General features: G+C 60.7%; 24 protein-coding genes and 1 tRNA gene. 9 read left to right on the forward strand and 16 right to left on the reverse strand.

All coding sequences use genetic code 11. From position 1 onward, the window contains the following. Positions 1–89: 89 nt before the first annotated feature. The 4 genes from ACJ8IP_RS07770 to ACJ8IP_RS07785 form a co-directional block, all read right to left on the reverse strand. Complete coding sequence (locus ACJ8IP_RS07770) at positions 90–1,700, reverse strand: MFS transporter (protein WP_164106616.1); 1,611 nt, start codon at positions 1,698–1,700, stop codon at positions 90–92. Then, on the reverse strand, positions 1,693–2,118 hold the full coding sequence (locus ACJ8IP_RS07775) for a DoxX family protein (protein ID WP_164106614.1): 426 nt from the start codon (positions 2,116–2,118) through the stop codon (positions 1,693–1,695). Before ACJ8IP_RS07775 ends, ACJ8IP_RS07770 begins: the two co-directional genes overlap by 8 nt. Before the next feature lie 9 nt (positions 2,119–2,127). Continuing rightward, positions 2,128–2,958 carry an alpha/beta fold hydrolase gene (locus ACJ8IP_RS07780; protein WP_033651868.1) on the reverse strand — a complete coding sequence of 277 codons (831 nt, stop codon included), beginning with the start codon at positions 2,956–2,958 and terminating at the stop codon, positions 2,128–2,130. 160 nt (positions 2,959–3,118) lie between these two features. Next, positions 3,119–4,309 (reverse strand): sugar transporter, encoded by a 1,191-nt coding sequence (locus ACJ8IP_RS07785; RefSeq protein ID WP_042785012.1) that lies wholly within the window; start codon positions 4,307–4,309, stop codon positions 3,119–3,121. 259 nt (positions 4,310–4,568) lie between these two features. Between ACJ8IP_RS07785 and ACJ8IP_RS07790 the strand changes: the two genes are divergently transcribed. Continuing rightward, positions 4,569–5,255 (forward strand): aspartyl/asparaginyl beta-hydroxylase domain-containing protein, encoded by a 687-nt coding sequence (locus ACJ8IP_RS07790; RefSeq protein ID WP_028127723.1) that lies wholly within the window; start codon positions 4,569–4,571, stop codon positions 5,253–5,255. Positions 5,256–5,272: 17 nt separating this feature from the next. On the opposite strand, the gene ACJ8IP_RS07795 is transcribed toward ACJ8IP_RS07790, so the two are convergent. Beyond that, entirely contained in the window at positions 5,273–6,205 is a 933-nt protein-coding gene (locus ACJ8IP_RS07795; protein WP_442524355.1) for an aromatic alcohol reductase, read from the reverse strand. Positions 6,206–6,291: 86 nt separating this feature from the next. Here ACJ8IP_RS07795 and ACJ8IP_RS07800 point away from each other — a divergent pair, with 86 nt between their 5' ends. Next, positions 6,292–6,711, forward strand: coding sequence for a winged helix-turn-helix transcriptional regulator (locus ACJ8IP_RS07800; protein ID WP_033651871.1), 420 nt, complete (start codon positions 6,292–6,294; stop codon positions 6,709–6,711). A gap of 29 nt (positions 6,712–6,740) precedes the next feature. On the opposite strand, the gene ACJ8IP_RS07805 is transcribed toward ACJ8IP_RS07800, so the two are convergent. The 5 genes from ACJ8IP_RS07805 to ACJ8IP_RS07825 form a co-directional block, all read right to left on the reverse strand. After that, positions 6,741–7,457, reverse strand: a complete 717-nt coding sequence (locus ACJ8IP_RS07805) for an ABC transporter ATP-binding protein (RefSeq protein WP_197755859.1) — start codon at positions 7,455–7,457, stop codon at positions 6,741–6,743. Beyond that, on the reverse strand, positions 7,454–8,329 hold the full coding sequence (locus tag ACJ8IP_RS07810) for an ABC transporter ATP-binding protein (protein WP_033643750.1): 876 nt from the start codon (positions 8,327–8,329) through the stop codon (positions 7,454–7,456). The genes ACJ8IP_RS07805 and ACJ8IP_RS07810 overlap by 4 nt, the downstream gene beginning before the upstream one ends. Next, positions 8,326–9,612, reverse strand: a complete 1,287-nt coding sequence (gene livM, locus ACJ8IP_RS07815) for a high-affinity branched-chain amino acid ABC transporter permease LivM (RefSeq protein WP_042785016.1) — start codon at positions 9,610–9,612, stop codon at positions 8,326–8,328. Before livM ends, ACJ8IP_RS07810 begins: the two co-directional genes overlap by 4 nt. Before the next feature lie 10 nt (positions 9,613–9,622). Next, entirely contained in the window at positions 9,623–10,537 is a 915-nt protein-coding gene (locus ACJ8IP_RS07820; RefSeq protein ID WP_033643752.1) for an ABC transporter permease subunit, read from the reverse strand. 124 nt (positions 10,538–10,661) lie between these two features. Next, positions 10,662–11,780 carry a branched-chain amino acid ABC transporter substrate-binding protein gene (locus tag ACJ8IP_RS07825; RefSeq protein ID WP_016927040.1) on the reverse strand — a complete coding sequence of 373 codons (1,119 nt, stop codon included), beginning with the start codon at positions 11,778–11,780 and terminating at the stop codon, positions 10,662–10,664. A gap of 456 nt (positions 11,781–12,236) precedes the next feature. Here ACJ8IP_RS07825 and ACJ8IP_RS07830 point away from each other — a divergent pair. After that, positions 12,237–12,312, forward strand: a tRNA-Asn gene (locus tag ACJ8IP_RS07830). Positions 12,313–12,385: 73 nt separating this feature from the next. On the opposite strand, the gene ACJ8IP_RS07835 is transcribed toward ACJ8IP_RS07830, so the two are convergent. From ACJ8IP_RS07835 to ACJ8IP_RS07845, 3 genes are all read right to left on the reverse strand, one after another. Continuing rightward, positions 12,386–13,594: an aldose 1-epimerase family protein gene (locus tag ACJ8IP_RS07835; protein ID WP_089192011.1), complete on the reverse strand. Its 1,209-nt coding sequence runs from the start codon at positions 13,592–13,594 to the stop codon at positions 12,386–12,388. 426 nt (positions 13,595–14,020) lie between these two features. Further along, positions 14,021–14,323 (reverse strand): XRE family transcriptional regulator, encoded by a 303-nt coding sequence (locus ACJ8IP_RS07840; RefSeq protein ID WP_016927038.1) that lies wholly within the window; start codon positions 14,321–14,323, stop codon positions 14,021–14,023. A gap of 4 nt (positions 14,324–14,327) precedes the next feature. Continuing rightward, the gene (locus ACJ8IP_RS07845) at positions 14,328–14,681 is read right to left on the reverse strand and encodes a type II toxin-antitoxin system RelE/ParE family toxin (RefSeq protein ID WP_089197226.1); all 354 of its coding nucleotides are present in this window, start codon (positions 14,679–14,681) and stop codon (positions 14,328–14,330) included. 438 nt (positions 14,682–15,119) lie between these two features. Here ACJ8IP_RS07845 and ACJ8IP_RS07850 point away from each other — a divergent pair, with 438 nt between their 5' ends. Together ACJ8IP_RS07850 and ACJ8IP_RS07855 are read left to right on the forward strand one after the other, a co-directional pair. Next, positions 15,120–16,415: an MFS transporter gene (locus tag ACJ8IP_RS07850; RefSeq protein ID WP_033643756.1), complete on the forward strand. Its 1,296-nt coding sequence runs from the start codon at positions 15,120–15,122 to the stop codon at positions 16,413–16,415. Positions 16,416–16,441: 26 nt separating this feature from the next. Continuing rightward, on the forward strand, positions 16,442–17,248 hold the full coding sequence (locus tag ACJ8IP_RS07855; RefSeq protein ID WP_047025353.1) for a substrate-binding domain-containing protein: 807 nt from the start codon (positions 16,442–16,444) through the stop codon (positions 17,246–17,248). Here the strand turns inward: ACJ8IP_RS07855 and ACJ8IP_RS07860 are convergent. From ACJ8IP_RS07860 to ACJ8IP_RS07870, 3 genes are all read right to left on the reverse strand, one after another. Further along, on the reverse strand, positions 17,223–18,122 hold the full coding sequence (locus tag ACJ8IP_RS07860) for a LysR family transcriptional regulator (protein ID WP_046896395.1): 900 nt from the start codon (positions 18,120–18,122) through the stop codon (positions 17,223–17,225). The genes ACJ8IP_RS07855 and ACJ8IP_RS07860 overlap by 26 nt on opposite strands. A gap of 102 nt (positions 18,123–18,224) precedes the next feature. Further along, positions 18,225–18,590 carry a diacylglycerol kinase gene (locus tag ACJ8IP_RS07865; protein ID WP_033643759.1) on the reverse strand — a complete coding sequence of 122 codons (366 nt, stop codon included), beginning with the start codon at positions 18,588–18,590 and terminating at the stop codon, positions 18,225–18,227. A gap of 206 nt (positions 18,591–18,796) precedes the next feature. Next, positions 18,797–19,921 (reverse strand): DNA-binding protein, encoded by a 1,125-nt coding sequence (locus ACJ8IP_RS07870; RefSeq protein ID WP_033643760.1) that lies wholly within the window; start codon positions 19,919–19,921, stop codon positions 18,797–18,799. Between the two features lie 739 nt (positions 19,922–20,660). Here ACJ8IP_RS07870 and ACJ8IP_RS07875 point away from each other — a divergent pair. Genes ACJ8IP_RS07875 through spt form a run of 4 tightly spaced genes read left to right on the forward strand, consistent with a single transcriptional unit; the run spans position 20,661 to position 24,762 of the window. Next, entirely contained in the window at positions 20,661–22,400 is a 1,740-nt protein-coding gene (locus ACJ8IP_RS07875) for a fatty acyl-AMP ligase (RefSeq protein WP_033643761.1), read from the forward strand. Next, positions 22,397–23,311, forward strand: coding sequence for an NAD-dependent epimerase/dehydratase family protein (locus ACJ8IP_RS07880; RefSeq protein ID WP_273974252.1), 915 nt, complete (start codon positions 22,397–22,399; stop codon positions 23,309–23,311). Before ACJ8IP_RS07875 ends, ACJ8IP_RS07880 begins: the two co-directional genes overlap by 4 nt. 31 nt (positions 23,312–23,342) lie before the next feature. After that, positions 23,343–23,603: an acyl carrier protein gene (locus ACJ8IP_RS07885; RefSeq protein ID WP_015378483.1), complete on the forward strand. Its 261-nt coding sequence runs from the start codon at positions 23,343–23,345 to the stop codon at positions 23,601–23,603. Continuing rightward, positions 23,590–24,762, forward strand: a complete 1,173-nt coding sequence (gene spt / locus ACJ8IP_RS07890) for a serine palmitoyltransferase (protein WP_442524356.1) — start codon at positions 23,590–23,592, stop codon at positions 24,760–24,762. Before ACJ8IP_RS07885 ends, spt begins: the two co-directional genes overlap by 14 nt. The last annotated feature ends 60 nt before the right edge of the window (positions 24,763–24,822 follow it).

Here is a 24,822-nt window from a genome sequence, read left to right on the forward strand (position 1 = left end):
TCTCCCTGTGCTGACTACATTCGTCTTACGGCGGCCGCGCCGCCGAACCGACCAAAAGCATAGCACCTTCTCACCGCCTGGCCGTGCAGTTAATGCTTCACCTGACGCCGGTCGAGCGACAGGAAGTGATGCACCACCGGTTTCTCAGGGCCGATATGGAAGCGCAGCGCCTCCTGCTGCAGATCGGCGTCGGCGTGCGATACCCGCTGGTGCTGCCGCAGATGCTCCGCCCAGGACTCCACCAGGAACCACTCCATGATGCATTCCGGATCGCCGGTGTGCTCGGTGATGCCCCAGGCGTAAGCGCCATCGCGGCGACGCGCCCGCTCCAGCATCAGCAGCGTGCGCAAGAACTGCGGCCGATCCTGCTCGCGAATGCGGTACTCCACCTGAATCATCACCGGGCCGCGATCGTTCTCGACCGGCGTGTTAACCAACGGCTCCGGCCAATGGTTCGACGGCTGCAGATCGGCCTCGCCGGTCGGCAGACGCAGGCGGTGGAACAGCAGCCCCGCCGCCAACAGGCCGACGCCGCCGACCAGCAGCGTGGCGGCCACGCCCAGCTCCTGCGCCACCAGCCCCCACAACAGGCTGCCCGCCGCCATCGCGCCGTTGAACACCATCAGATAGATGGCCAGGCCGCGGCCGCGCACCCAGTTAGGCAGCACGCCCTGCGCCGCGCCGTTGAGCGTGGTCAGCGCAATGATCCAGCCGGCGCCCAGCACCAACAGCAGCACCACCGCCAGCCACTGCGGCGGCGCCAACGACAGGGCCGCCATTACCGCCGCCGTCAGTACCGCCGCCAGCAACACCAGCCCGTCGGCGTTTAGCCGCTGGCGCAGGCGCGGCAGCACAATAGCCCCGATGATCGCCCCGGCGCCTACCGCCCCCAGCAGGACACCGTAAAAACCGGCGCTGCCGCCCAGCATGCGGCGCGCCACCAGCGGCAGCAGCGCCCAGACCGAGCTGGAGAAGGCGAAGAACACCGCCGCCCGCAGCAGCACCACGTGCAGCTCGCGGCTGGAACGGGCATAGCGCAGCCCGGCGCGGAAGGCGCCGAAGAAGTGTTCCGACAGGCCGCTGTCCTCAACCTTCGGCCGCTTCCACCACAGCAGCGCCGCGATCACCAGCACATAGCTCATCACGTCCGCGCCGTAGGCCGCGCCGGCGCCGAAGCTGGCCAGCAGCAAACCGCCGGCCGCCGGGCCGATGGAGCGGGCGATGTTGATGCCCAGCGAGTTCAGCGCCACGGCGTTTTTCAGCTCGGCGCGCGGCACCAGCTCCGGCACGATCGCCTGCCAGGTCGGCCCCATCAGCGCCGCGCCGATACCGCCGACGAAGGTCAGCGCCAGCAGGTATTCCACCGTCAGCGCGCCGGTCTGCGACAGCACCAGCAGGCTGCCGCTGACGCAGGCCAGCAGAATTTGCACGAAGATCAGAAAGCGTCGCCGGTCGAGAATGTCCGACAGCACCCCGGCCGGGATGGCCAGCAGGAACACCGGCAGCGTGGCGGCGGTTTGCATCAGCGCCACCGCCGAAGGGTTGCTCGACAGGTCGGTGATCAGCCACGAGCTGGCGACGTCGCGCATAAAACTGCCGACGTTGCCGAGCACCGTGGCGCCCCACAGCACCGCAAATAATGGAATTTTCAGCGGCGCGAAGCCGCCCGCCGCCGCCTTGTTCTCCGTCTGTTCAGCCATCCGTTCGCTCCTTCAAATCGTTAAATGCCACCAGCAACAGCGCGCCGGCCAGCCCGAGGTGTTCAAAAAATCCGTTCATCATCTGGCCGCGCTCCGCCCCGTCGAACTGCCAGAACGGATTGGCCATCAGCGTCGCCATCAGGGTAAAACCGGCCAGCGCCAACGCGCCGAGCCAGCGATAAAAACCGCTCAGGATCAGCGCCGACGCCGCCAGTTCCAGCAGCGTCACCAGCACGGCGAACAGCGCCGCCGGCTGCAGGCCGAAGTGGGCCATCTCGGCGATGGCGCCCTCAACGTTCAGCGCCTTGACCAGCCCGCCCTGAATATAGGCGGCGCAGATCGCGAGCAGCAACACCCAGCGCACCGCAGGCGCGTGCAGCCGCTGCGCGCAGCGGGCGGCGATAACAGTCAGGTTCATCGCGCCCCCTTAAAACGGCGAATTCTGGATGAAGGCCAGCAGATCGGCGTTGAAGCGATCGGGATCGGCCTGCGCCAAACCGTGAGAGCCGCCGGCGTAAACATTCAGCTCCGCCTGTTGCATAAGCTTAGCGGCTTTCAGCGCCGAGGCGCCGATCGGCACGATCTGATCGGCGTCGCCGTGCACCAGCAGCGTCGGCTTGTCGATCGCCAGCAGATCGGCGGTGTAATCCACTTCGGAGAACGCGCGCACGCAGTCGTACTGCCCTTTCACGCCGCCCTGCATGCCCATCAGCCAGAAGCTGTCGATCAGCCCCGCGTTGCTCTCCACCTCGTCGCACTGGAAGCCGTAGAACGGCACCGCCAGCTCTTTGAAGAACTGCGAGCGGTTGCCCGCCACGCCGCTGCGAATGCCGTCAAACGCCGCCATCGGCGTGCCCTCTGGGTTGACCGGCGTCTGCAGCATCAGCGGCGGTACGGCGCCGACCAGCACCACTTTCGCCACCCGATCGCTGCCGTGACGGCCGATGTAGCGCGCCACTTCGCCGCCGCCGGTGGAATGGCCGACCAGGATCAGATCGCGCAGATCCAGCGTTTCGATCAGCAGGGCCAGATCGTCGGCGTATTGGTTGATGTCGTTGCCGTGCCAGGTTTGATCAGAACGGCCGTGGCCGCGGCGATCGTGGGCGATCACGCGGAACCCGCTTTGGCCGAAAAACAGCATCTGGTTGTCCCAGGCATCGGCGGACAGCGGCCAACCGTGCGAGAACAGGATCGGCTGGCCGCGGCCCCAATCCTTATAGAAAATGCGTGCGCCATCGGGCGCGGTAAGAGTGCTCATGACGTGTTCCCCGCTCGGTATCGAATTGGATTTTGGACGGGTTAACAGTACGGCAGGCGCAAAGGCAGTGATAACGGAATAATTTTCGCATGATCGCGAGTTTTTTTGCTGAAGAGGCCGGCGCAGCCGCCGGCTCAGGAAGACAGGGAAACGCGGCCGCTTAACGGCTGTGGTGGTGCTGCAGCCGTTCGCTGCGGTAGGCGCTCAGCAAGCACCAGCCAAGGGCGATCAGCGCCAGCGGCGCGGCGACGAAGCCGATGTTGCCCATGCCCAGATGCAGGCTCACCTGGTTGCCCAGCAGCGCGCCGCTGCCGATGCCGAAGTTGTACAGGCCGGAGAAGATCGCCATCGCCACGTCGGTGGCGTCCGGCGCCAGGCTCAAGACCCTGGCCTGCATCGACAGACCGATCGCCATGATCGCCATGCCCCAGAAGATGCACAGCACCGTCAGATGGCTTTCGCTGCCGGCGGCCGGCAACAGCAGCAGCAGGCTCAGGGCCAGCAGCGTAATGGCGCCGATAAAGAAGCCGGAAGGAAAACGCTCGCTGTAGCGGCTGAACAGCAGGCTGCCGACGATGCCGGCGGCGCCGAACAGCAGCAGCATCAGCGTGGTGAAGTTCTCCGACAGCCCGGCCACGGTCTGGATAAACGGCTCGATGTAGCTGTAGGCGGTGAAGTGCGCCGTCACCACAATGATGGTCAGCATGTACAGCGCCACCAGCGCCGGGCGCTTGAACAGCAGCGGCACGCTGGCCAGCGAACCGGAGTGCTCGCTTTTCAGCACCGGCAACAGGCGCCACAGCAGCACCAGCGCCAGGGTGGCGCACACCGCGATGCCGATAAAGGTCATGCGCCAGCCGAGCAACTGCCCCACCACCCGCCCGAGCGGCAACCCGAGCACCATCGCCAGCGCGGTGCCGCCCGCCAGCAGGCTCAGCGCCTGGGCTTTCTTGCCCGGCGGCGCCACGCGGATCGCCAGCGAGGCGGTGATCGACCAGAACACCGAGTGCGCCAGCGCCACGCCGGCGCGCGAGATAACCAGCGTGGTAAAGTTCCAGGCCACAGCGGTCAGTATGTGGCTGGCGATAAACAGCATGAACACGCCGATCAACAGTTTGCGGCGCTCGATCTTGCTGGTCAGCAGCATGCACGCCAGCGAGGCGGCGGCAACGATCCAGGCGTAAATGGTAATGATCAAGCCGACCTGTTCGGTTTGCATCGAAAAGCTGGCGGCGATATCGCTCAGCAGACCGACCGGAATAAACTCGGTGGTGTTGAATATAAAGGCCGAGACGGCGAGGATGACCACGCGCAACCAGGCGGTTGAGCGGGAAACGGGAGCGTGTTCCATGGTAAAAAAATCCGGACAGGTGCGGGCAAGTCGCGATATTTTAACCAACCGGCCCGCTAAATGCGATACGCGTCACATTTTAATTGTGTGGTTTTTTTCACCGCCCATCGACACGCCCACCGACGCACGGTTGCCAAAATGCTGTGCTAATCTATTGAAGCGTACCAATTTTTCCTGCCGCTCTTCCCCGGCCGTCCACGCGCCGCGCCGAAGACCCGCGCAGTGTCCCTTTGGCATTTCCTGAGGCGAGGTCATTATGATGTCCGCGATTTATGATTGGTCCGTACTTGCCCTGCGCAATGTTTACGATCGCCGCATCCAGGGCCAGCCGGTGCTTGACAGCGCGGCCCTCTTCCCCGACGCCGAACGCTTTACCGCCCAATGGCGGCAGATCCGCGAAGAGGCGCTGACGGTCGCCCACGATCTGCACAATATCCCGCGCTTCCACGAGATCATGAGCCAGCAGGCGTCCATCTCCGCCAACGACGCGCGCGACTGGCGCATGTTCATCATGAAGGCCTATGGCCAGCCCATCCCCCGCAACCTGGCACGCTGTCCGACGCTGGCGGCGCTGATCGCCTCCTCGCCGGACGTGCTGTCCGCGTCGCTCTCCTTCCTGGCGCCCGGCAAACAGGTGCCGCCCCATCGCGGCCCGTTCCGCGGCATTCTGCGCGGCTATCTGGTGCTGGACATGCCCAAACGCGCCGACGGCGCGCCGGCGGCGGTGCTGAAGGTGGACGGCCGCGAATACCGGCTGCACGAGGGGGAGTTCATGCTGTGGGACGATACCTTCGAGCACGAGGTATGGAACGACAGCCCGCAGGTGCGCACCGTGCTGCTGCTGGATATTCGCCGCCGCGACATGCCCGGCGGGCTGCGGCTGCTCTCCAGCGCCATCATCGCGCTGGTGCGGCTGAACGTGCGCTGGATGCAGCGCCAGTTCTGACTGCGGCGCACAGGCGATTAACCGCCCTGAGAAGCCAGCCACTGGCCGGCGGTAGTGACGGCCATGCCCTGGCGCGCATTGAAGGTGTTCGCCTTATCCCAGGCCACGCCGTCGGGTCGGGCGAAAGCCAGCCGGTATTTTGCGCCAACGTCATGCGGATGATTCCGCACCTCCGCCTGCAGCCGCTTTTTGTCCAACAGGACTCTGTTGACCTCCACACCCCAGTGCGCCTGCATAAGATCGGCAAGCTCACGGTAGGTCAGCGTGTCCCCGGCGATATAGACCACCTGGTTGCGAAACGCGGGCCGATGGAAAAAAATCGCGGCCGTCAGCCGGCCAATGTCCTCGGGAGTGGTCAGCGTCACCGCATACTGCCAGTCGCCCAGCGCGCGCACGGTTTTGCGTTCCGCATCCACCACGCCAAAACCCGAGTCAAACAGGTAGCTGGTGAAAATGCCCGTGGAAACAATCACCCACTCCGTTGCGCTCTGCGCGCGCAGCAGGTGACGCACCTCGAGCTGTTCATCCCACACCGGCTGCCCGCTGCCTTTGCCGACAACATCGTAGTCCACGCCGAACTGCCACGGGAAGTAGCGCGCCACGCCCGCTTGCAAGACGGCCTGGGTGATCTTTATCTGCGTGCCCGCCCCGCCGACAAAGCCGCTGCAGTTGATCACCGCGTCGAAGGAACGGAATAGCGCACTCAGCGCCTCCACGCCGTTTTGCTGCAGATCGCCTTCCACCACGGCGATCCCGAGCCGCGCCAGCTCATCCCGCCGCGCCCGGAGCGGGCCGCTCACGGCGCGGGCGGCCTCCGGCCGGAGCAGTACGCTGATTTTTAAAGATGGAGATAACCGAGCCTGCCGGCTCATCGCTCGCAGTACCGGCAGCCCCAGTTCGCCGGCGCCGAGTATGAGCACGGTATTGATGGATGGATTGGTGGATTTCATGCTTGCCTCCTGTCTTGACACTGCGTCATCCTGACAGCTGACAAAAACGGGTTCAATTAGGTACACGCGTGATACCGGGGAGGAATATGACGAGCGATCGGGAAGCGCTGCTGCAATTTTCGCAAGCGTTCTGTGAAGCATTGAGCAACGACGATGAAGGGCTGAAGCGCGAGATCCTCGCGCATGCGGGCAACCGTTGGTCGCTGGGCGTATTGCATCTCCTGGGTACCCACGGGCCGCTGCGCCACGGCGAACTAGGCCGCCAATTAGCGGGCGTGACGCAGAGAATGCTGACGCGGACGCTGCGCCATCTCGAGCGGGATGGGTTGATATCGCGCTGCGATTATCAGGAAAAACTGCCCCGCGTGGTTTACACCATCACCGAGGCCGGGGAAGAAATGCTGCTCAACATGCTGCCGCTCTGGTCGTGGATTATCTCCTCCGCCGACGCCTTCAGGGCAGCCCGCTCGCAGTACGATGGCCAAGAGCGCGACGCCGAAAAATGAACGCGGGCTTCCCTGCCCGCAGGCGGCTGTCAGCCGCCGCCCAGATACGCCTTTCTCACCTGCGGATCGTTCAACAGTTCTTCCCCGCTGCCGGTGAGGCGGATCTGGCCGTTGACCATCACATAGCCGCGATCGGACAGTTTCAGCGCATGGTTGGCGTTCTGCTCCACCAGAAACAGCGTCATGCCGCTGCGGGTCAGTTCACGCAGCACCCCGAAGATCTGCCGCACCACGATCGGCGCCAGCCCCAGGCTCGGCTCGTCCAGCAGCAACAGCTTCGGCCGGCTCATCAGCGCGCGGGCGATCGCCAGCATCTGCTGTTCGCCGCCGGACATGGTCATCGCCCGCTGGTTGCGCCGCTCTTTCAGGCGCGGAAACAGTTCGAACATGCGCGGCAAATCCTCTTCCAGGTAGCGATTGCCGACGGTGATGGTGCCCATCAGCAGGTTCTCCTCCACGCTCATGTCCGGAAAGATGCGCCGCCCCTCCGGCGCCTGCGCGATGCCGCTGCTGGCAACAAAGTGCGTGGAGCGGCGGCTGATGTCCTCGCCGCCAAACAGGATCTGCCCGCCGGCGATGCGCGGCTGGCCGAAGATCGACATCAACAGCGTGGACTTGCCCGCGCCGTTGGCGCCGATCAGCGCCACCGTCTCCCCGGCGTTCACCTGCAGCGACACCTGGCGCAGCGCCTGGATCGGCCCGTAAAACACGTCCACTTCGCGAAATTCCAACATCGCTTCGCTCATCCCGCCAGCTCCTCTTCGTCCGCGCCCAGGTAGGCGGCGATCACCGCCTCGTTGTGCTGGATCTCTTGCGGCGTGCCGCGGGCGATCACATCGCCGTGATCGAGCACGATCACCCGATCGGAGATCTCCATTACCATGCCCATGTCATGCTCGATCAGCAGCACCGTGATGCCGTGATGCTGGCGCAGGAAGCGGATGATGCGACTCAGCGCGGCCGTCTCCACCGGGTTCAGCCCGGCGGCCGGTTCGTCGAGGCAGATCATCTCCGGCGCGGTGCACATGGCGCGCGCGATCTCCAGCCGCCGCTGCTGGCCGTAGGACATCTCCCCCGCCAGCCGGTTGGCGCAGTCCGCCAGATCCACCACCTCCAACCAATAGAAGGCGTGATCGAGCGCGGCGCTTTCCGCCCGGCGGTAGCCCGGCGTATTCAGCACCCCGGCGATCAGGTTGCGGTTGCTCTGCATGTGCTGCGCCACCAGCAGGTTCTCCACCACCGACATTTCGCGGAACAGGCGGATATTCTGGAAGGTGCGCGCCAGCCCGGCGCGGTTGACCAGGTGGGTGCCGCCGAACATCTTGTAATAGAGGCGCGAACCGAGCCGCTTCGGGCGTATCCAGTCGCCGGCGCGGAACTTCTGCCCCAGCACCTGGATCACGTCGGTCGGCCGCTTGTGGGTATTGAGCAGGATCGCACCGCCGGTGGCGCGATAGAAACCGGTCAGGCAGTTGAACACCGTGGTCTTGCCGGCGCCGTTGGGGCCGATCAGGGCGGTGATGGAACCGCGCTCCACCTCCAGATTGACGTCGTTCAGCGCCTTGATGCCGCCAAAGCGCATCATCAGGTGTTCCACCCGCAAAATGGCGTCGCTCATGGCGCCACCCCCTTGCGTTCCGCAAAGCTGGCGCGGCTGATGCGCACCAGCCCGCGCGGCCGCCAGATCATCATCGCCACCATCAGCACGCCAAACAGCAGCACCCGGTATTCGGCGAAGCTGCGCAGCAGCTCCGGTGCCACCGTCAGCACAAAGGCCGCCAGCACCACGCCGAGGGTGGAGCCCATGCCGCCCAACACCACGATCGCCAGAATCAGGGCCGACTCGAAAAAGGTGAACGAGGTCGGGTTGACGAACCCCTGGTAAGTGGCGAAAAACACCCCCGCCAGCCCGGCGGTGGAAGCGCCCAGCATAAACGCCGACAGCTTCACCAGCACGTGGTTCAGCCCGAGGGAGCGGCAGGCGATCTCGTCCTCGCGCAGCGCCTCCCAGGCGCGGCCGATCGGCATGCGCGTCAGCCGGTGCTTGATGTACAGCACCAGCAGCACCACCAAAAACAGCATCGCGTAGATGAAGATGAACTTGAGATTGGGATTGTAATCGATGCCGAGAAACTCGTGGATCGGCACCCCGCCGTCTTTAGCGCGCCGGCCGAACTCCAGGCCGAACACCGTCGGCGCCGGCACCGAAATGCCGTTCGGCCCGCCGGTGAGCGACATCCAGTTGTTCAGCACCAGCCGGATGATCTCGCCGAACCCGAGCGTGACGATGGCAAGATAGTCGCCGTGCATCCGCAGCACCGGAAAGCCCAGCAGCGCGCCCGCCAACGCCGCCATCAGCGCCCCGAGCGGCAGCATCGCCCAAAAACCGAGCCCGAGATACTGGTAGCCCAACGCCAGCCCGTAGGCGCCGATGGCGTAAAACGCCACGTACCCCAGATCGAGCAGCCCCGCCAACCCGACCACAATGTTCAGCCCCAGTCCGAGCAGCACGTAGATCAGGCCGAGGATCGCCACCGTCAGCAGGTATTTGGTGGCGACGAACGGGAACAGCAGCGCGATCGCCGCCATCAGCGGCAGGAACCAGCGCAGATTGGATTTATACCCCAGCGGACGCACGTACACGCCGTCGTTGCCGCCGTCGAAGCGCGCCAGCACCTTGCGACCCGGCGCGGTTTGCAGGAACAGGCTCAGCAGCAGCCGCCCGGCCATCACCGCGACGATGATCCACACCAGCCGGTGCGGCTCGAAGTTAAAGCTGTAGCCGTTCAGCACGATGCCGACGATCGGCCCGAACACGATCAGGGCGATCAGCCCGGCCAAAACGGCATCCAGCAGGCTGCGTTTGACGTTCAGCCCGCCGTTGATTGCGGATTGCGACATGGCGTTCTCCTTAAACCTTGGCGACCAGCGGCCTGCCGAGCAGGCCCTGCGGGCGGAAGATCAGGATCGCCACCAGCAACCCGAAGGAGAACACGTCCTTGTAATCCGAATTCACCATGCCGGCGAACTGCGCCTCCGCCACGCCGAGCAGCAGCCCGCCCAGCATCGCGCCCGGCAGCGAGCCGATGCCGCCCAACACCGCGGCGGTGAAGGCCTTGATGCCGATGATAAAGCCGACGTAAAAATCGAAGGTGCCATAGTTCATGGTGATCAGTACCCCGGCCAGCCCGGCCATGGCGGCGCCGATCACGAACACCAGCGAGATCACCCGATCGGTATTGATGCCGAGAATCGAGGCCATTTTGCGATCCTGCTGGGTGGCGCGGCAGATGCGCCCCAGCCGGGTGCGCTGAATGATGTAGGTGAGGATCGCCATGCCGAGCAGCGACGCCACCAGAATGAACACCTTGGTATAAGTGATCTGCACCACGCCGCCGTCGAATTCCAGGCGGAACACGCCGCTCAGCAGCGTCGGGATGCCCTGCTGGCGCGGCCCCTGGCTTATCTGCGCATAGTTTTGCAGGATTAACGACATGCCGATGGCGGAGATCAGCGGCGCCAGGCGGGTGGAGTTGCGCAGCGGCCTGTAGGCGATACGCTCGATCACCCAGCCGTACACCCCGGTGATGACGATGGTGAATACCAGCGTGCCGAGGATCAGCAGCGGGAACGATTGCAGCCCGAAGAACGACAGCAGCGCCAGACCGATGGCGCACAGGTAGGCGGAGATCATGTACACCTCGCCGTGGGCGAAGTTGATCATGCCGATGATGCCGTAAACCATGGTGTAGCCGATGGCGATCAGGCCATACACCGCGCCGAGGGTCAGGCCGTTGATCAGCTGTTGCAGAAAGAATACATCCATAATGAGCAGTCTCGCCTGGTAAGGCCGCCAACGCAGTCCGACGCGGCCCAAAGGTAGTCGCGGAACGGGCGCGCCAAGGCGGCGGCCCGTCGGTCATAGGGTCACACCCTCAATGTTCGGCCGTTTACAGTTGGTGATATTTGCCCTTGTCATCCCATTGATAGACCACGTAATCCGAGACCTTCAGATCGCCCTTCTGATCCCAGGCTTTTTTACCCATCACGGTGTCAACATCGTGCGACTTCAGCCATTCGGCGGCCTTGGCGCTGTCTTTGCCGCCGGTGGCGTTGAAGGCGGCGGCGATCGCCTGGATCGAAGCGTAGGAGTAAAGGGTGTACCCTTCCGGCTCAAAGCCGCTGGCGCGGAACTTGGCGATCACCGCCTTGCCTTCCGCGATCTGGCGCGGATCGTTGCCGAAGGTCATCAGCACGCCGTTGGTGTACTGCGGCCCGCCGGCGGCGGTCACCAGCTCTTCGGTCACCACGCAGTCGCCGGAGAAGAACTTGGCGGTCACGCCCTGCTCGCGCATCTGGCGCACCAGCGGCCCGGCTTCGGGATGGCAGCCGCCGAAGTAGACCACGTCCGGCTTGACCGAGGCGATCTTGGTCACCAGGGCGTTGAAGTCTTTCTCGCCGCGCGACAGCCCCTCATACAGCACCTCTTTAACCCCGCGCTTGTTCATTGCCGCCTTGGCGGCGTCCGCCAGCCCCTGGCCGTAGGTGTCTTTATCGTGGATCACCGCGATGCGTTTGGCCTTCAGGGTATCCAGCATGTAGTTGGTGGCGATGACGCCCTGCTGATCGTCGCGCCCGCACATGCGGAACATGGTCTTCATGCCGCGCTCGGTGATTTGCGGGTTGGTGGAGCCGGGGGTAATGGCGATGATGCCGGCCTCGTCATACACCTCGGAGGCGGGCATGGTGGATGAGGAACAGAAGTGGCCGACCACCGCCGACACCTTGTCCTGATCCACCAGCCGGTTGGCGACCGCGACCGCCTGTTTCGGTTCGCAGGCGTCATCCCCCTGCACCAGTTTGATTTTTTCCCCTTTGATCCCGCCGGCGGCGTTGATGTCCGCCGCCGCCTGCGAAGCCCCGCGCCAATACTGATCGCCATAGGTGGCGTTCGGCCCGGAGAACGGCCCGGCAACGCCGATGACGATATCGGCCTGCGCGGAAAAAGCCGTACCTAGACAACCGATGAGCAAAGCAGCGAGCGGACTTTTTATCAATTTCGATGACATTGTTATCTTCCTCAGCACTGTTGTAGCGAAACGCCCTGGGGCGCGGATCAGTCACTTTATGTGTAGACGGGGAAAATAATTTTCTTGAGAGCGCAGTCGCATTCCCCAAAAATGGGTAAGCAAAAATCCAGCCATTGTGACGACGAATACATATTGTTTGCTTATTCATCCTACATATCAGTTGCGGCGCGGCGTGTGGCGGCGTTAACCAGGATCTGGCCAATACGGTTAGCGCGAGTGGAAGTATGGGTGGGAGAACGGCCCTGCACCATCGCCGTGCAAAGGCGTGTGCAAGCGGCGTCAAAACGATTGGGGATGCAAAAATCAACGCATAGCGATGGAAAATGCCGAAAAACAGCGCAAGGTGCTCATTCCCTCAGCAAACGCGCTTTTTTTGCAGTTTAGCGCTTTGACAAACCCCGGATGCCCCGCTATTATTCGCCCCGTTCCAACGATTCCTCTGTAGTTCAGTCGGTAGAACGGCGGACTGTTAATCCGTATGTCACTGGTTCGAGTCCAGTCAGAGGAGCCATATTTAGAGAAGCCCGCTTAAGGAAACTTAAGCGGGCTTTTTGCTTTAACGCTGAATGCATGGACAGGCAGCGTTACTCCTTGGCTATCGGCGCGTCATTCTCTTCAATTTTTACCTTGCCCTGAATATCCGCAATCTTCTTCTCCAGATCCGCCACCTGCGCTTTGCTGTGCAGCAAGGTATAGGTCAGATCAAACTGCGCACTGGCGCCAGGCTGCAGCTGCTTAACGCGTTTTTGTTCGCGCTCAATAGTGACCGGGTAGGCATAGCTGGTGCCCGGCTCAATCCCCGTCACATACCCCTGTTTTAACGTATCGGTATTCTTCCACAGCGTCAGGACGGGCAGCTGGCGGGTATCGAACTGAATTGCCACCCCTTTGTCGCCTGCGTTATTGACCAGCGCCGCCAGCGTTTGATGATTCGGATCCGATAATGGCTTAATGTTAAAGACCATTTCATCGAACCCTTTGGTTGGACCGGCATAGGTTCCCCAGGTCTTCAGCCCGGCTTTGGCATAGTCGTTAAACGGGCTGATGCTGGCGATCGGCGCCAGGAAGCGGGCACCATTTTCCAGAATCGGCGCGCCGAAATTGCTGTGATAAATAATCTGGTAGTCATGGGGATAATCCGCCCGATTGGTTAACACATCATGCAGGCTGAAACTGTTGCTGCCGGGCACATAGCGCAATTCGGTCAGGGTTTGCAGATCGGCTTTTTTGAATGTGCTCTCTTTGATCAGGCCGCGAATACGAATTTCATACGGCGCCGTATCCGCTACCTCAACCTCAACCCGCGAGGCCGGCGTATTGCCCGCTTTGCCGTGCAACGTGTAAATTTGCCCTGCGTCGGTCACCGGATGCCCGGTCCACTCATAGCCACAACGCACCATCATCTCATTGAAACCTTCCAGCCAGCCGAGCCCATTGCGGCTTTCCAGGTTGATAAAGGCGGGGTTGACCACCTCTTTGACCGGAGAATCCCATCCCATTTTCGCGCCAAATCCTTCTGCCCGCAGGAGGTTCATGCCGCGGGTGGGGCTCAGCGTGATGGTCAGGCCATCCTCGCTGCGGATAATGACGACTTTGCTGCCTTCTTGCTTGCCGCCGTGCAACACTTTCTGCTCAATGCTGAACGTTTTATCCTTCACCTTCAGCGCCTCACTCGAAATCTTCCAGTTTCCTTTCTCCACCCCATCTTCAGCGCTGGTCAGCACCCAACTCTGCGCCGCCGCCTGCCCTGAAATCAGGGCCGAAAACACCGCCATAACCCATGCCTTTTTCATTTCCCTTCCCCTTTAGCTGAATCGATTTTTTTCTAAACAAGGAAAATCTACTGTTAAGCAGGTTAAAGAAATGTGATGAGCTTCACCGGGTGAGTATTTGAAGAAATAGCGCGATAAAAATACGAATTCCATCGCAGTTTTAATGAAAGACGTTGAGTTTTTGCACATGAAACGAGCTACTTATCAACATAATTTGTATCGTTTCAGCTAAGGAGCAAGGAGACAGTTACGGGCAAGCAAGACATCGCGAAGGGAGTGCGGGTGGCTTGTTTAACGCTATCCGGCCCAAAACGAAAGCGCTCAGACAGCCTGCCCGTCTTGAGCCTCTTTGCTTTGACGGCCGCCTGCTTGTGTCAAAGGAGCCCTGGTGCACAAAGCCCGCACCGGGGAATCTGAGCGGGCTTTGTGCCTTTCTGCCGTTAGCGCTTACAGCACAAACTCGTAGTGAGAGCCGTCCGGCAGTTCAATGTCCAGGCGCAGTTTGCCGCCGGCCGCCTCAACATAGCGTTTAAGCGAAGACAGTTTCAGATCGCGGCCCGGTTTTTCCATCACGGCAACGGTCGGTTGCCTGATCCCCAGCGCCTGCGCCATTTCAACCTGCGTTTTCTGTACTTTTTCACGCAGCTCGGCAAGGTGAATGTTCAGCATGATGTCCGCCGCCAGCGCCTGCGCTTTGGCCACGACCTCGGGCTTTTCATCCGCAATAAGCTGTTCCAACGTTCTGCCCATCGCGTCACTCCTTCTCGTTTAATGTGTTCAGCCAGTTCGTGAATTCCCGATCGGCAACCTGGATCATCCGATCGTAAAAACGCTTTTCATTACCGGCTTTATTGCCCGCGCAAAGCACAATGCCAATACGGTACGGATCGAAAGCGAAGAATGCCCGCAACGGTTCGCCTCGGCACTGAATGCGCAACTCTTTCATATTGCTGTAACGTGAGCCTTTAACCGTATCGGCATAGGGTCTGGGCAGCCCCGGCCCCTTTTCCCGCAGGACCATCAATGCGGCAAGTACGCCGGCCCGATCGGCATCGCTGAGCGATCTGAACCCATGATCAAATGCATCCGTTGTTTTAATTTCCCACACGGGATCTCCCTAAAATATAGATCAGTAACTATATAGATGTAAAGCTATAGCAGAGAGGCACTGGGATAGCATGCAAAGGCATGCGTGGATACTGCAAGGCTGAACGTACATCCACGTATTTTGCAAACGCAGTGCGAGGTATTCATCTTTTTACGCACGGTATCGAACAATCATTCAGAGGCACGGGGCGCTTCCCCGCCGCCCCTTTATGAACCCTGTCACAAAAAGCGCATAACGTTTTCGGCGTTCTGCGCAGCGGGCGATGAGCGACAAACTTGTTAACGCCACGTTACATCGGGTTAGGCAACATTGTTAACGCCGATTGATGCGTCAAACGCATCACGCCATGAGTTTATTGCGCTTATTTACTTTATTTTCCTGAGCGAGTCTTCAGCAACAGGCGCGGCGTCAAGCGCCAATAACAAACTGGAGATAAAGATGCATTCCTCTACCTCACCCATGACCACCCGGGCCAGAACCGGCGCGATACTGCGCGTCACCTCCGGCAACTTTTTAGAGCAGTTCGATTTTTTCCTGTTCGGCTTTTACGCTACCTACATCGCACACACCTTTTTCCCGGCCAGCAGCGAGTTCGCCTCGCTAATGATGACCTTCGCGGTATTCGGCGCAGGTTTTCTGATGCGCCCGATCGGCGCCATCGTGCTGGGCGCTTACATCGATAAAGTCGGCCGCCGCAAAGGGTTGATCGTGACCCTGTCGATCATGGCCGCGGGCACCTTCCTGATCGTGCTGATCCCCTCTTACCAAAGCATCGGGCTTTGGGCGCCGCTGCTGGTGCTGTGCGGGCGTCTGTTGCAAGGCTTCTCGGCGGGCGCGGAGCTGGGCGGCGTGTCCGTCTATCTGGCTGAAATCGCCACGCCGGGCCGTAAAGGCTTCTACACCAGCTGGCAGTCCGGCAGCCAGCAGGTGGCTATCATGGTGGCGGCGGCCATGGGCTTCGCGCTCAATGCGGCGCTGGAAGAAAGCGCCATTCGCGAATGGGGCTGGCGCCTGCCTTTCCTGTTCGGCTGCCTGATCGTTCCCTTTATCTTCTTCCTGCGCCGCAAGCTGGAAGAGACGCAGGAATTTACCGCTCGCCGTCACCACCTGGCGATGCGCGACGTGTTTAAAACCCTGCTGAAAAACTGGCCGGTGGTGATCGCCGGCATGCTGATGGTCGCCATGACCACCACCGCGTTTTACCTGATCACCGTCTATGCGCCGACCTTCGGCAAAAAGGTGCTGCTGCTCAGCGCTTCCGACAGCTTGCTGGTCACCCTGCTGGTGGCGATCTCCAACTTCATCTGGCTGCCCATCGGCGGCGCGCTGTCGGACCGTTTCGGCCGCAAACCGGTGCTGGTCGCCATGACGTTGCTGACGTTGGCCACCGCCTACCCGGCGCTGAGCCTGCTCGCCGCCGCCCCCAGCTTCAGCATGATGCTGGCCGTGCTGCTGTGGCTGTCCTTCATTTACGGCCTCTACAACGGTGCCATGATCCCGGCCTTGACGGAGATCATGCCAACGGAAGTGCGAGTGGCCGGGTTCTCGCTGGCCTACAGCCTGGCGACGGCGGTGTTCGGCGGCTTTACGCCGGTAGTCTCCACCGCGTTGATCGAATACACCGGCGACAAGGCTTCACCGGGCTACTGGATGAGCTTCGCCGCGCTGTGCGCCCTGCTGGCGACGCTGTATATGTATCGCCGCATCGCCATGCCGCTGCAAACCGCGCGCTAAGCCGCCATCTCAAAAGGAATGATGCCATGCAAAAACTCACTCGTTCGATCCTCGCCGCGCTGGTGTGCGCCTCCTGCAGTACGGCGGCGCTGGCCAAAGACGTGACCGTCATGATCTCCGGCGGCTTCAAAGCCGCGCTGGAGAAGCTGGCCCCGGAGTATGAAGCCCAAAGCGGCGACAAAATCATTCTGGTGTCCGGCCCCTCGATGGGCAAAACGCCGCAGGCGATCCCCGCACGGCTGGCGCGCGGAGAGCAAGCCGATGTGCTGATCATGGTGGGCGACGCGCTCACCCAACTGGAAAAAGAGCGCTGGACCCAGCCGGATTCGCGCGTGGAGCTGGCCGATTCGCCGATCGGCATGGTGGTCAAACAGGGCGCGCCCAAGCCTGTGATAAAAACGGATGCCGACCTGCGCAATATCTTGCTGCAGGCGGACTCTTTCGCCTATTCCGACAGCGCCAGCGGCCGCTATGTCAGCGGCCAACTGTTCAAAAAGCTGGGCATCGAGGAACAGGTGAAAGGGAAAGCGCATAAGGTTGAGCGCATTCCGGTGGCCTCTGAAGTGGCGCAGGGGAAATACGCGCTGGGCTTCCAGCAGGTCAGCGAATTGCTGCCCGTGGCGGGCGTGACCTTTATCGGCGAGCTGCCTGAAAACGTTCAGTACATCACCCGTTTCGCGGGCGCGGTGACCGCCAGGGCGGAACACCGCCGCGAAGGCAAAGCGCTGCTGGACTTCCTCGCCTCCTCTCAGGCGCAGCCGACCATTCGCGCGACCGGCATGCGAACCGTACCGGCGCCGCAGCCGGTCAGGCAGAGTGATACTGTTCAGTAATCAGCTTTTCCAGCTCGGCGGCGACGAAAGACTGCATGCGGCCGCCGCGTCTGATGAGGCCTACGGTGCGTTTCACCACCGGATCGACCAGCGGCACCGACGTCAACACCGAGTGCTCTGAAGCGGGCATCGACATGGCGGGCACGGCGGCAATGCCGATGCCCGCCTCAACCATGCCCAGCATGGTCGTCACATGGCGAGTTTCACACACGCTGGGGCGTTCCGGCACGAGGTGTTCCAGGCGCTGATCGAGCAGATTGCGATTGCCGGAGGTTTTATCCAGCGACACGTAATCCTGCTGATAAAACTCCCGCCAGGTGAGGCTCTTTTTACCGGCGAGCGGATGGTCTCGCCGGCAGGCGGCCACGTAGACGTCCCCCACCAACGGCACAAACTCAAGATTAGGCTGCAGCCGCCCGGCGAAGCAGATGCCGAAATCGGCCTGGCCGCCGGTGACCGCCTCGATGACATTGCCTGCGCTGCCGTCGATCAGTTTAACGCGCACGCGCGGATAGCGAAGCCGGAAACGGCGTATCACGTCGGGCATGAAATAGTAGGCCGCCGACGGCACCGTGGCGACGGTGACCAGCCCCACCCGCTCCTGGCTGACCTTATCGATATCAGCCATCACCGCTTCGACGTTCATCAGCAGCTGCTCCGAACGTTCGGCGAAGGCCTGCCCGTACAGCGTCAAGGTCACGCGCCGGGTGGTGCGATCGAACAGTTTGATGCCCAGCGCGTTTTCCAGCTTCTCAATCCTGCGGCTCAATGCCGACTGCGACAGGCAGATGGACTCTGCGGCCAGCCGAAAATTGCCGTACTCCACCAGCGCGCGAAACGCATAAAGATCGTTGAGATCAAAATTCACGGGCATAACGGCAACCTATCCTTACCATGGCGCCAAAGGCGTAAAGCAACGATAATAGCCGCTTATTTAGCCGCAGCAACCGGTTTAACGCCGGAGCGCGCCTCGCCGTTATCCCCCCAGCAGCACCGTCCCCCAAATAATGATGGTCATTATCACCGCCACCAGCTGCGCTGCGCCGCCCAGATCTTTGGCGCGTTTGGATAACGGATGCAACGCCAGCGAAATGCGATCGACCACGGTTTCAATCGCCGTATTCAGCAGCTCAACCACCAGTAGCAGGAAACTGCAGGCGATTAATAACAGCCGCTCCATTTTTGTAATATCCAAAGTAAATGTAACAACCAGTAAAATGGCGTTAATAACCAATAATTCACGAAACGCATTTTCGGTCAGCGCGGCGTCAATAAAGCCGGCCCAGGAGTTCCTTATGCTGTAGGTTAATCGGCTTATTCCCTTTTTCTTTTCCACAGGCATGCATTCTGCTCTCTTCAGCATCACGGCGATCGCGGTTCAATAAATCACGCGCCGTGAATTTATCTCGGGTTTATTAATTAACGGCCTTAACCGTTCCACTCTGGGGACAATGCTTTCACTCACGCTCAGTCACCCCAAACGAACGGCGCCGCACGCAATGCGCTTATTATCCTGATGGCGTTAAAAGGCGATGCGATATCAGTCGATCAAAGCGTCTTTTCGTACAAACGGTAGCGCTTATAAGGCACCGCGCCGATACGTTCTAAAATCGTCCGCATGCCGGTATTGGTTTCCAGGATCCAGGACATTTCCAGCGCGTCGATATTGCGCTTGGCGAACGGCTCGCGCAGCGCCTCAATCAACAGCAATGCAATAATCGGCCCGATGCGGCTGAATTGATATTCCTGGCGAACGCCCATCAGCGGCACGCGCGCGGTGCGAACGCCGCTGACTTTCAGCCGCCACAATAACTTCGCCCAACCGAACGGCAATAACCGCCCCTGCAGATCGGCAATCGCCTCATTAATGTTCGGCAACCCGACGATAAAGGCGCAGGGCGCGCCATCCACCTCGGCGATATGGATCATATCGTCGGGCACCAGGAACTTCAGCTGATCCCCCATGGTGGCGAACTCATGCTCGGTGAACGGAACAAACCCCCAGTTATGCTGCCACCCCGAGTTGAACACCTCGCGCAGCACCTGCATCTCCTCGCGAAAGCGCTTGCGGTTGAGGCGGCGAACGGTCACCTTTTTGCGCACCTGATCCATCATCCGGGTCAGCGACGGCGAAAAATGCAGGTCGGTTCTTTTCATCCAATAAGCAAGCAAATCAATCCCTTCGCTATACCCTTGCTGCGCTATCTGGGCCGCGTAGTAAGGTTTGGCATGGGTCATCAGGGCCGACGGCGGCGTGTCGAACCCTTCGACCAGCAGGCCGCTTTCCTGATTGATATTGAGGCTGAACGGCCCGGTGATTTTCCGCGTGCCCTTGGACCGCAACCACTCCTCCGCCGCCGTGAATAACGCGCTGAACACGGCGGGATCGTCAACGGCGTCGATCATGCCGAAGTGACCGGAATCTTCTCCGTGCAGCGCCCGGTGCAGAGAATCGATTTGCGCGGTGATGCGCCCGACGACCTTCCCCTGCTTTTTCGCCACCCACGCCTGCCATTCGATATGATCGGTGCCGGGATTCTTCTTTGACAGGTGCTCTTCGCGCTCTAAATACAGCGGCTCAATCCAGTTCGGGTCATCACGAAACAGTAACGAAGGGAAAGCAATAAATTCTTTAAGTTCGCGTTTATCCAGAACTTTCTCAATACGGATCATAAATAGCCTTACGTTTTAATAAAATAATTAAATATGAGCGCGACAACGCCTTTAGCATTTTTTATGCTGTTCTCTTTTATTGGATTGTGTATCGCCTCCGGTTCAACGATAAGAAAAACCGAATATTCCCCCCTGTGAACCAGCGCATTATTTGCCTATCACGCGCACTGAGGCGGCGTGATTAAACAAAAAAAGGAAAGCCCAAAGCGGCGCTGACATGCTACGCTATGCGTGCTCTTTTATTATTTAGTGCTATTTGGGCGAAAGAAACCCGCCGCTTTAAGTGTACCGACTTTAATCAGGTGGCGCGCCGCCATTTTTACCACTTAATGCTCTTTTTAAGAATCAACTTAAATGAGGCATTCACTTTTTGATTTCTTGCGGCATACTGTTTAGGAAGTGTTTAAGTTCGAAGATAGCCATGCATGAGGTCATAACCTATGAGCAGACAGGTATTTCCTGCCCGACAGATGCAGACTAAAGAACGGCGAACCTCGGGTATTACAATCACCTCTCGTATATCTCCAGGTCGCCGCTCAAGGCTGATAATGCAGGCCGCTCACGCGCTACCGGGTTAATAACCGGCGTGCCGCTCAAGTACGGCAATATACGCAATTCGCGGAATGAAGATGGTTGAATAACAAACTTATTCAAAACCTATTCATAGTAAAACATCAATTACCTCGCCAAGAGTGATTTAACTCTTTTGGTGATTTTTAATCTATGGCTAAGTTTGTCTATGTCTGAAACAAGTTCCGTTCATTCTCTTCCCATGCGCTATGCGGACTTCCCCACTTTAGTGGACGCGTTGGATTACGCGGCGCTCGGTAATACGGGAATGAATTTTTACGATCGGCGCAATCAACTCGTGACCGTTCTCGATTATCGCACGCTGCAGCAAAAAGCGATCTCGGGCGCGCGGCGTTTATTGTCCCTGAAGCTCAAGAAAGGCGATCGCGTGGCGCTTATCGCCGAAACCAGCGCGGGGTTCGTCGAAGCCTTTTTCGCTTGCCAATATGCCGGCCTGGTGGCGGTGCCGTTGGCGATCCCGATGGGCGTGGGCCAGCGCGACTCCTACACCGCCAAACTGAAAGGGCTGATCGCCAGCTGCAACCCGGCGGCTATCATCAGCAGCGAAGAGTGGACGCCGCTCATCGCCTCCGCCACGGAAAACGCGTCAGCGATGCACATCCTCAGCGACGCGGATTTCAACGCATTGCCGGAGCCGGAGATCGCGCTGCCGGCGCCTTCGCCCGACGATATCGCCTATCTCCAATACACTTCGGGCAGCACCCGCTTCCCGCGCGGCGTGATCATCACCCAGCGGGCGGCGATGGCGAACCTGAATGCGATCAGTCGCGACGGCATCAAGCTGCGCGCGGGCGATCGCTGCGTGTCGTGGCTGCCCTTCTATCACGATATGGGCCTGGTCGGTTTCCTGCTGACGCCGGTGGCGACCCAGCTGTCCGTCGATTATCTGCGCACGCAAGATTTCGCCATGCGCCCGATGCAGTGGCTGAAACTGATCGCCAAGAATCGCGGCACGGTGTCCGTCGCCCCGCCGTTCGGCTACGATCTGTGTCTGCGCCGCAGCAACGCCAAAGAGCTGGCCGATCTGGATCTCTCCAGTTGGCGGGTCGCCGGCGTGGGCGCCGAGCCGATCCCGGCCGAGCTGCTCAGCCAGTTTGGCGAACACTTCAGCAGCATCAACTTCGACAGCAAGGCCTTCATGCCGTGCTACGGGCTGGCCGAGAACACCCTGGCGGTGAGCTTTTCCGATCCTTGCTCCGGCCCGCAAACCAACGCGGTCGACCGCGATATTTTGGAGTACGAGGGTAAAGCGGTCGCGCCGGGCAAAAAAACCCGCGCCGTCTCGACCTTCGTCAACTGCGGCCGTGCGCTGCCTGGCCACCGCATCGAGATCCGCAGCGAAACCGGGCAACCGCTGCCGGAGCGCCAGGTCGGCCATATCACGATTTCCGGCCCCAGCCTGATGAACGGCTATTTTTGCGATGCTGAGTCCCAGCAGCAAATTCAGGTGACCGGCTGGATGGATACCGGCGATCTGGGCTACCTGCTGGACGGCTATCTGTACGTCACCGGCCGCAAGAAGGATTTGATCATCATTCGCGGCCGCAATATCTGGCCGCAGGATATCGAGTACGTCGCGGAATCCGAACCGGAAATCCGTTCCGGCGATGCGATCGCCTTCGTGACCGAAGAACACGACGAAGCGGCCAGGATCATTTTGCAGATCCAATGCCGAGTCAGTTCGGAAGAGCGCCGGGAGCAGATCGTGCATTCGCTGAGCGCGCGCATTCAAAGCGAATTCGGCATCGCGGTGGACATCGAGCTGCTGCCGCCGCACAGCATTCCCCGCACGTCGTCGGGCAAACCCGCCCGCGCCGAAGCCAAGAAACGCTGGCTGAGCGCTTCGCTCTACCCGCAAATGCCGCAGTTGGCCGGTTTCGCGCAATGAGCGGCACCGTGGCGGTGACGGGCGCGACCGGCTTTATCGGCCGGCATATCGTCCGAGAACTGCTGGCGCAGGGGTTTAGCGTGCGCGCCCTGACGCGGCAAGCCGACAAAGCCGCCGCGGACAACCTGCAGTGGATCCCCGGCGCGCTGGAAGATCGGCCTTCGCTCACCGAACTGGTGCGCGGCGCCGAGTGCGTCGTGCACTGTGCGGGCCAGGTGCGCGGACATGCGGAAGCGGTGTTCACCCGCTGCAACGTGACCGGTAGCCTGAACCTGATGCAGGCGGCCAGGCAAAACGGCCGCTGCAATCGTTTCTTGTTCATGTCATCGCTGGCGGCGCGCCATCCGGCGCTGTCGTGGTACGCCCATTCAAAACAGGCCGCCGAGCAGCAGTTGATCGCCGCCTCGGGCGAGATCGCGCTGGGGATTTTCCGCCCGACGGCGGTTTACGGGCCGGGCGATAAAGAGCTGAAACCGCTGTTCAACGGCCTGCTGCGCGGCGTGCTGCCCCGGCTGGGCGCGCCTGACGCCAGACTCTCTTTTCTGCACGTGAGCGATTTGGCGAAGGCGGTCAGCCAATGGTTATTGGCGCAGCCCGCGCAGCCGAATATTTACGAACTGTGCGACGGCGTGGCCGAAGGCTATGACTGGCTGCGCCTGCGGGACATCGGCGCCGCCGTGCGTCACGGGCCGGTGCGGCTGGTGGGCATTCCGCTGCCGCTGCTGAAAGCCCTGGCGGATATCAGCGTGGTGTGGAACCGCCTGATAAAACAGGAACCGATGCTGACGCGCAGCAAAATACGCGAATTAACCCATCAAGACTGGTCCGCCAACAATCAGGCGCTGTCGCAACAGATTAATTGGTTTCCACAGGTGAGTTTGGAACGCGCGCTGCGTGAAGGGCTGTTTTAATTATTCCAAGTAGAGGTGTGTCAACGTTCTTATGCTAAATCGCGATGCTGTAATGGATTATATCCTGACGTGTTTGCAAGGTATCGTCGAAGGCGGAGTGGAAATAAAACCTGATAGCGATCTCGTCAATGATCTTGGCCTGGAATCCATCAGAGTTTTGGATCTGCTGATGATGCTGGAAGATGAATTAGATATCTCCATTCCGATCAATATATTGCTTGATGTCAGAACGCCTGAGCAACTGCTTGACGCGCTGCGCCCTTATCTGGAGAAAAACCATGGGACTGTATGATAAGTTTGCGCGGCTCGCGGGCGATCGCGAACAGTTTCAAACCTCCGGCCTGAATCCGTTCGGCACCTGCATCGACGAAGTCTATTCCGCCACTCAGGGGCGCATCGGCGATCAAAAGATTGTCCTCGCCGGCACCAATAACTACCTTGGCCTGACGTTCGATGCGCAGGCGATCGCCGCCGGCCAATCAGCCCTGGCCGCACTCGGCACCGGCACCACCGGCTCGCGCATGGCGAACGGCAGCTACGGATCGCACCTGGCGCTCGAACGGGAGCTGACGGCATTCTTCGATCGCCCGAGCGCCATCGTGTTCTCCACCGGCTACACCGCCAACCTGGGCGTCATCAGCACGCTGGCGGGGCCGGGATCCGTGGTGTTGATCGACGCGGACAGCCACGCGAGCATTTACGACGCCTGCGCCCTCGGCGGCGCGGAGATTATTCGCTTTCGCCACAATGACGCCGCCGATCTGGAGCGCCGCATGGTGCGCCTGGGCGAACGCGCGCGCGAGGCGCTCATTATCGTGGAAGGCATCTACAGCATGCTGGGCGACGTCGCCCCGCTGGTGGAAATCGTCGATATCAAGCGGCGGCTGGGCGGGTATCTGCTGGTCGACGAAGCGCATTCCTTCGGCGTAATGGGCGAAAACGGCCGCGGCCTGGCCGAAGCGCTGGGCGTCGAGCAAGACGTGGATATCATCATGGGCACCTTCAGCAAAAGCCTGGCTTCGATCGGCGGTTTCGCCGTCGGCGGCAAGGGGATGGACGTGCTGCGCTACAGCAGCCGGCCGTATATCTTTACCGCTTCGCCGTCGCCGTCCAGCATCGCGTCGGTGCGCACGGCGCTGCAAAAAATCGCGCGCCATCCCGAGCTGCGGGAAAAACTGTGGAGCAACGCACACCGCCTGTATCACGGCCTCGCCGAGCTGGGCTATACCCTGGGGCCGCGCATCAGCCCGGTAGTGCCGGTGATGATCGGTTCGAAGGAGGACGGCCTGCGTTTCTGGCGTGAGCTGATCGCCCACGGCGTGTATGTGAATCTGGTGCTGCCGCCGGCCGCGCCGGCGGGCGTCACCCTGCTGCGCTGCAGCGTCAATGCCGCGCACAGCGATGAAGAAATAGACACCATCGTGCGCGCCTTTGCGGCGCTGAAAAAATAAAGCCTTCCCTCTCGGCCGCGGCGGCGGCGAAAACGCCATCGCCGCCCTGCCGAATTGCTG

Source organism: Serratia sp. CY52157 (genome assembly GCF_052168495.1).
In the GTDB taxonomy this organism is placed as follows: domain Bacteria; phylum Pseudomonadota; class Gammaproteobacteria; order Enterobacterales; family Enterobacteriaceae; genus Serratia; species Serratia ureilytica.

Bases quoted from the DNA above. Each gene is read 5' to 3' on its own strand.
- ACJ8IP_RS07770 (WP_164106616.1), bottom strand. From the start codon at position 1,700: ATGGCTGAACAGACGGAGAACAAGGCGGCGGCGGGCGGCTTCGCGCCG.
- ACJ8IP_RS07775 (WP_164106614.1), bottom strand. From the start codon at position 2,118: ATGAACCTGACTGTTATCGCCGCCCGCTGCGCGCAGCGGCTGCACGCG.
- ACJ8IP_RS07780 (WP_033651868.1), bottom strand. From the start codon at position 2,958: ATGAGCACTCTTACCGCGCCCGATGGCGCACGCATTTTCTATAAGGAT.
- ACJ8IP_RS07785 (WP_042785012.1), bottom strand. From the start codon at position 4,309: ATGGAACACGCTCCCGTTTCCCGCTCAACCGCCTGGTTGCGCGTGGTC.
- ACJ8IP_RS07790 (WP_028127723.1), top strand. From the start codon at position 4,569: ATGTCCGCGATTTATGATTGGTCCGTACTTGCCCTGCGCAATGTTTAC.
- ACJ8IP_RS07795 (WP_442524355.1), bottom strand. From the start codon at position 6,205: ATGAAATCCACCAATCCATCCATCAATACCGTGCTCATACTCGGCGCC.
- ACJ8IP_RS07800 (WP_033651871.1), top strand. From the start codon at position 6,292: ATGACGAGCGATCGGGAAGCGCTGCTGCAATTTTCGCAAGCGTTCTGT.
- ACJ8IP_RS07805 (WP_197755859.1), bottom strand. From the start codon at position 7,457: ATGAGCGAAGCGATGTTGGAATTTCGCGAAGTGGACGTGTTTTACGGG.
- ACJ8IP_RS07810 (WP_033643750.1), bottom strand. From the start codon at position 8,329: ATGAGCGACGCCATTTTGCGGGTGGAACACCTGATGATGCGCTTTGGC.
- livM (WP_042785016.1), bottom strand. From the start codon at position 9,612: ATGTCGCAATCCGCAATCAACGGCGGGCTGAACGTCAAACGCAGCCTG.
- ACJ8IP_RS07820 (WP_033643752.1), bottom strand. From the start codon at position 10,537: ATGGATGTATTCTTTCTGCAACAGCTGATCAACGGCCTGACCCTCGGC.
- ACJ8IP_RS07825 (WP_016927040.1), bottom strand. From the start codon at position 11,780: ATGTCATCGAAATTGATAAAAAGTCCGCTCGCTGCTTTGCTCATCGGT.
- ACJ8IP_RS07835 (WP_089192011.1), bottom strand. From the start codon at position 13,594: ATGAAAAAGGCATGGGTTATGGCGGTGTTTTCGGCCCTGATTTCAGGG.
- ACJ8IP_RS07840 (WP_016927038.1), bottom strand. From the start codon at position 14,323: ATGGGCAGAACGTTGGAACAGCTTATTGCGGATGAAAAGCCCGAGGTC.
- ACJ8IP_RS07850 (WP_033643756.1), top strand. From the start codon at position 15,120: ATGCATTCCTCTACCTCACCCATGACCACCCGGGCCAGAACCGGCGCG.
- ACJ8IP_RS07855 (WP_047025353.1), top strand. From the start codon at position 16,442: ATGCAAAAACTCACTCGTTCGATCCTCGCCGCGCTGGTGTGCGCCTCC.
- ACJ8IP_RS07860 (WP_046896395.1), bottom strand. From the start codon at position 18,122: ATGCCCGTGAATTTTGATCTCAACGATCTTTATGCGTTTCGCGCGCTG.
- ACJ8IP_RS07865 (WP_033643759.1), bottom strand. From the start codon at position 18,590: ATGCCTGTGGAAAAGAAAAAGGGAATAAGCCGATTAACCTACAGCATA.
- ACJ8IP_RS07870 (WP_033643760.1), bottom strand. From the start codon at position 19,921: ATGATCCGTATTGAGAAAGTTCTGGATAAACGCGAACTTAAAGAATTT.
- ACJ8IP_RS07875 (WP_033643761.1), top strand. From the start codon at position 20,661: ATGTCTGAAACAAGTTCCGTTCATTCTCTTCCCATGCGCTATGCGGAC.
- ACJ8IP_RS07880 (WP_273974252.1), top strand. From the start codon at position 22,397: ATGAGCGGCACCGTGGCGGTGACGGGCGCGACCGGCTTTATCGGCCGG.
- ACJ8IP_RS07885 (WP_015378483.1), top strand. From the start codon at position 23,343: ATGCTAAATCGCGATGCTGTAATGGATTATATCCTGACGTGTTTGCAA.
- spt (WP_442524356.1), top strand. From the start codon at position 23,590: ATGGGACTGTATGATAAGTTTGCGCGGCTCGCGGGCGATCGCGAACAG.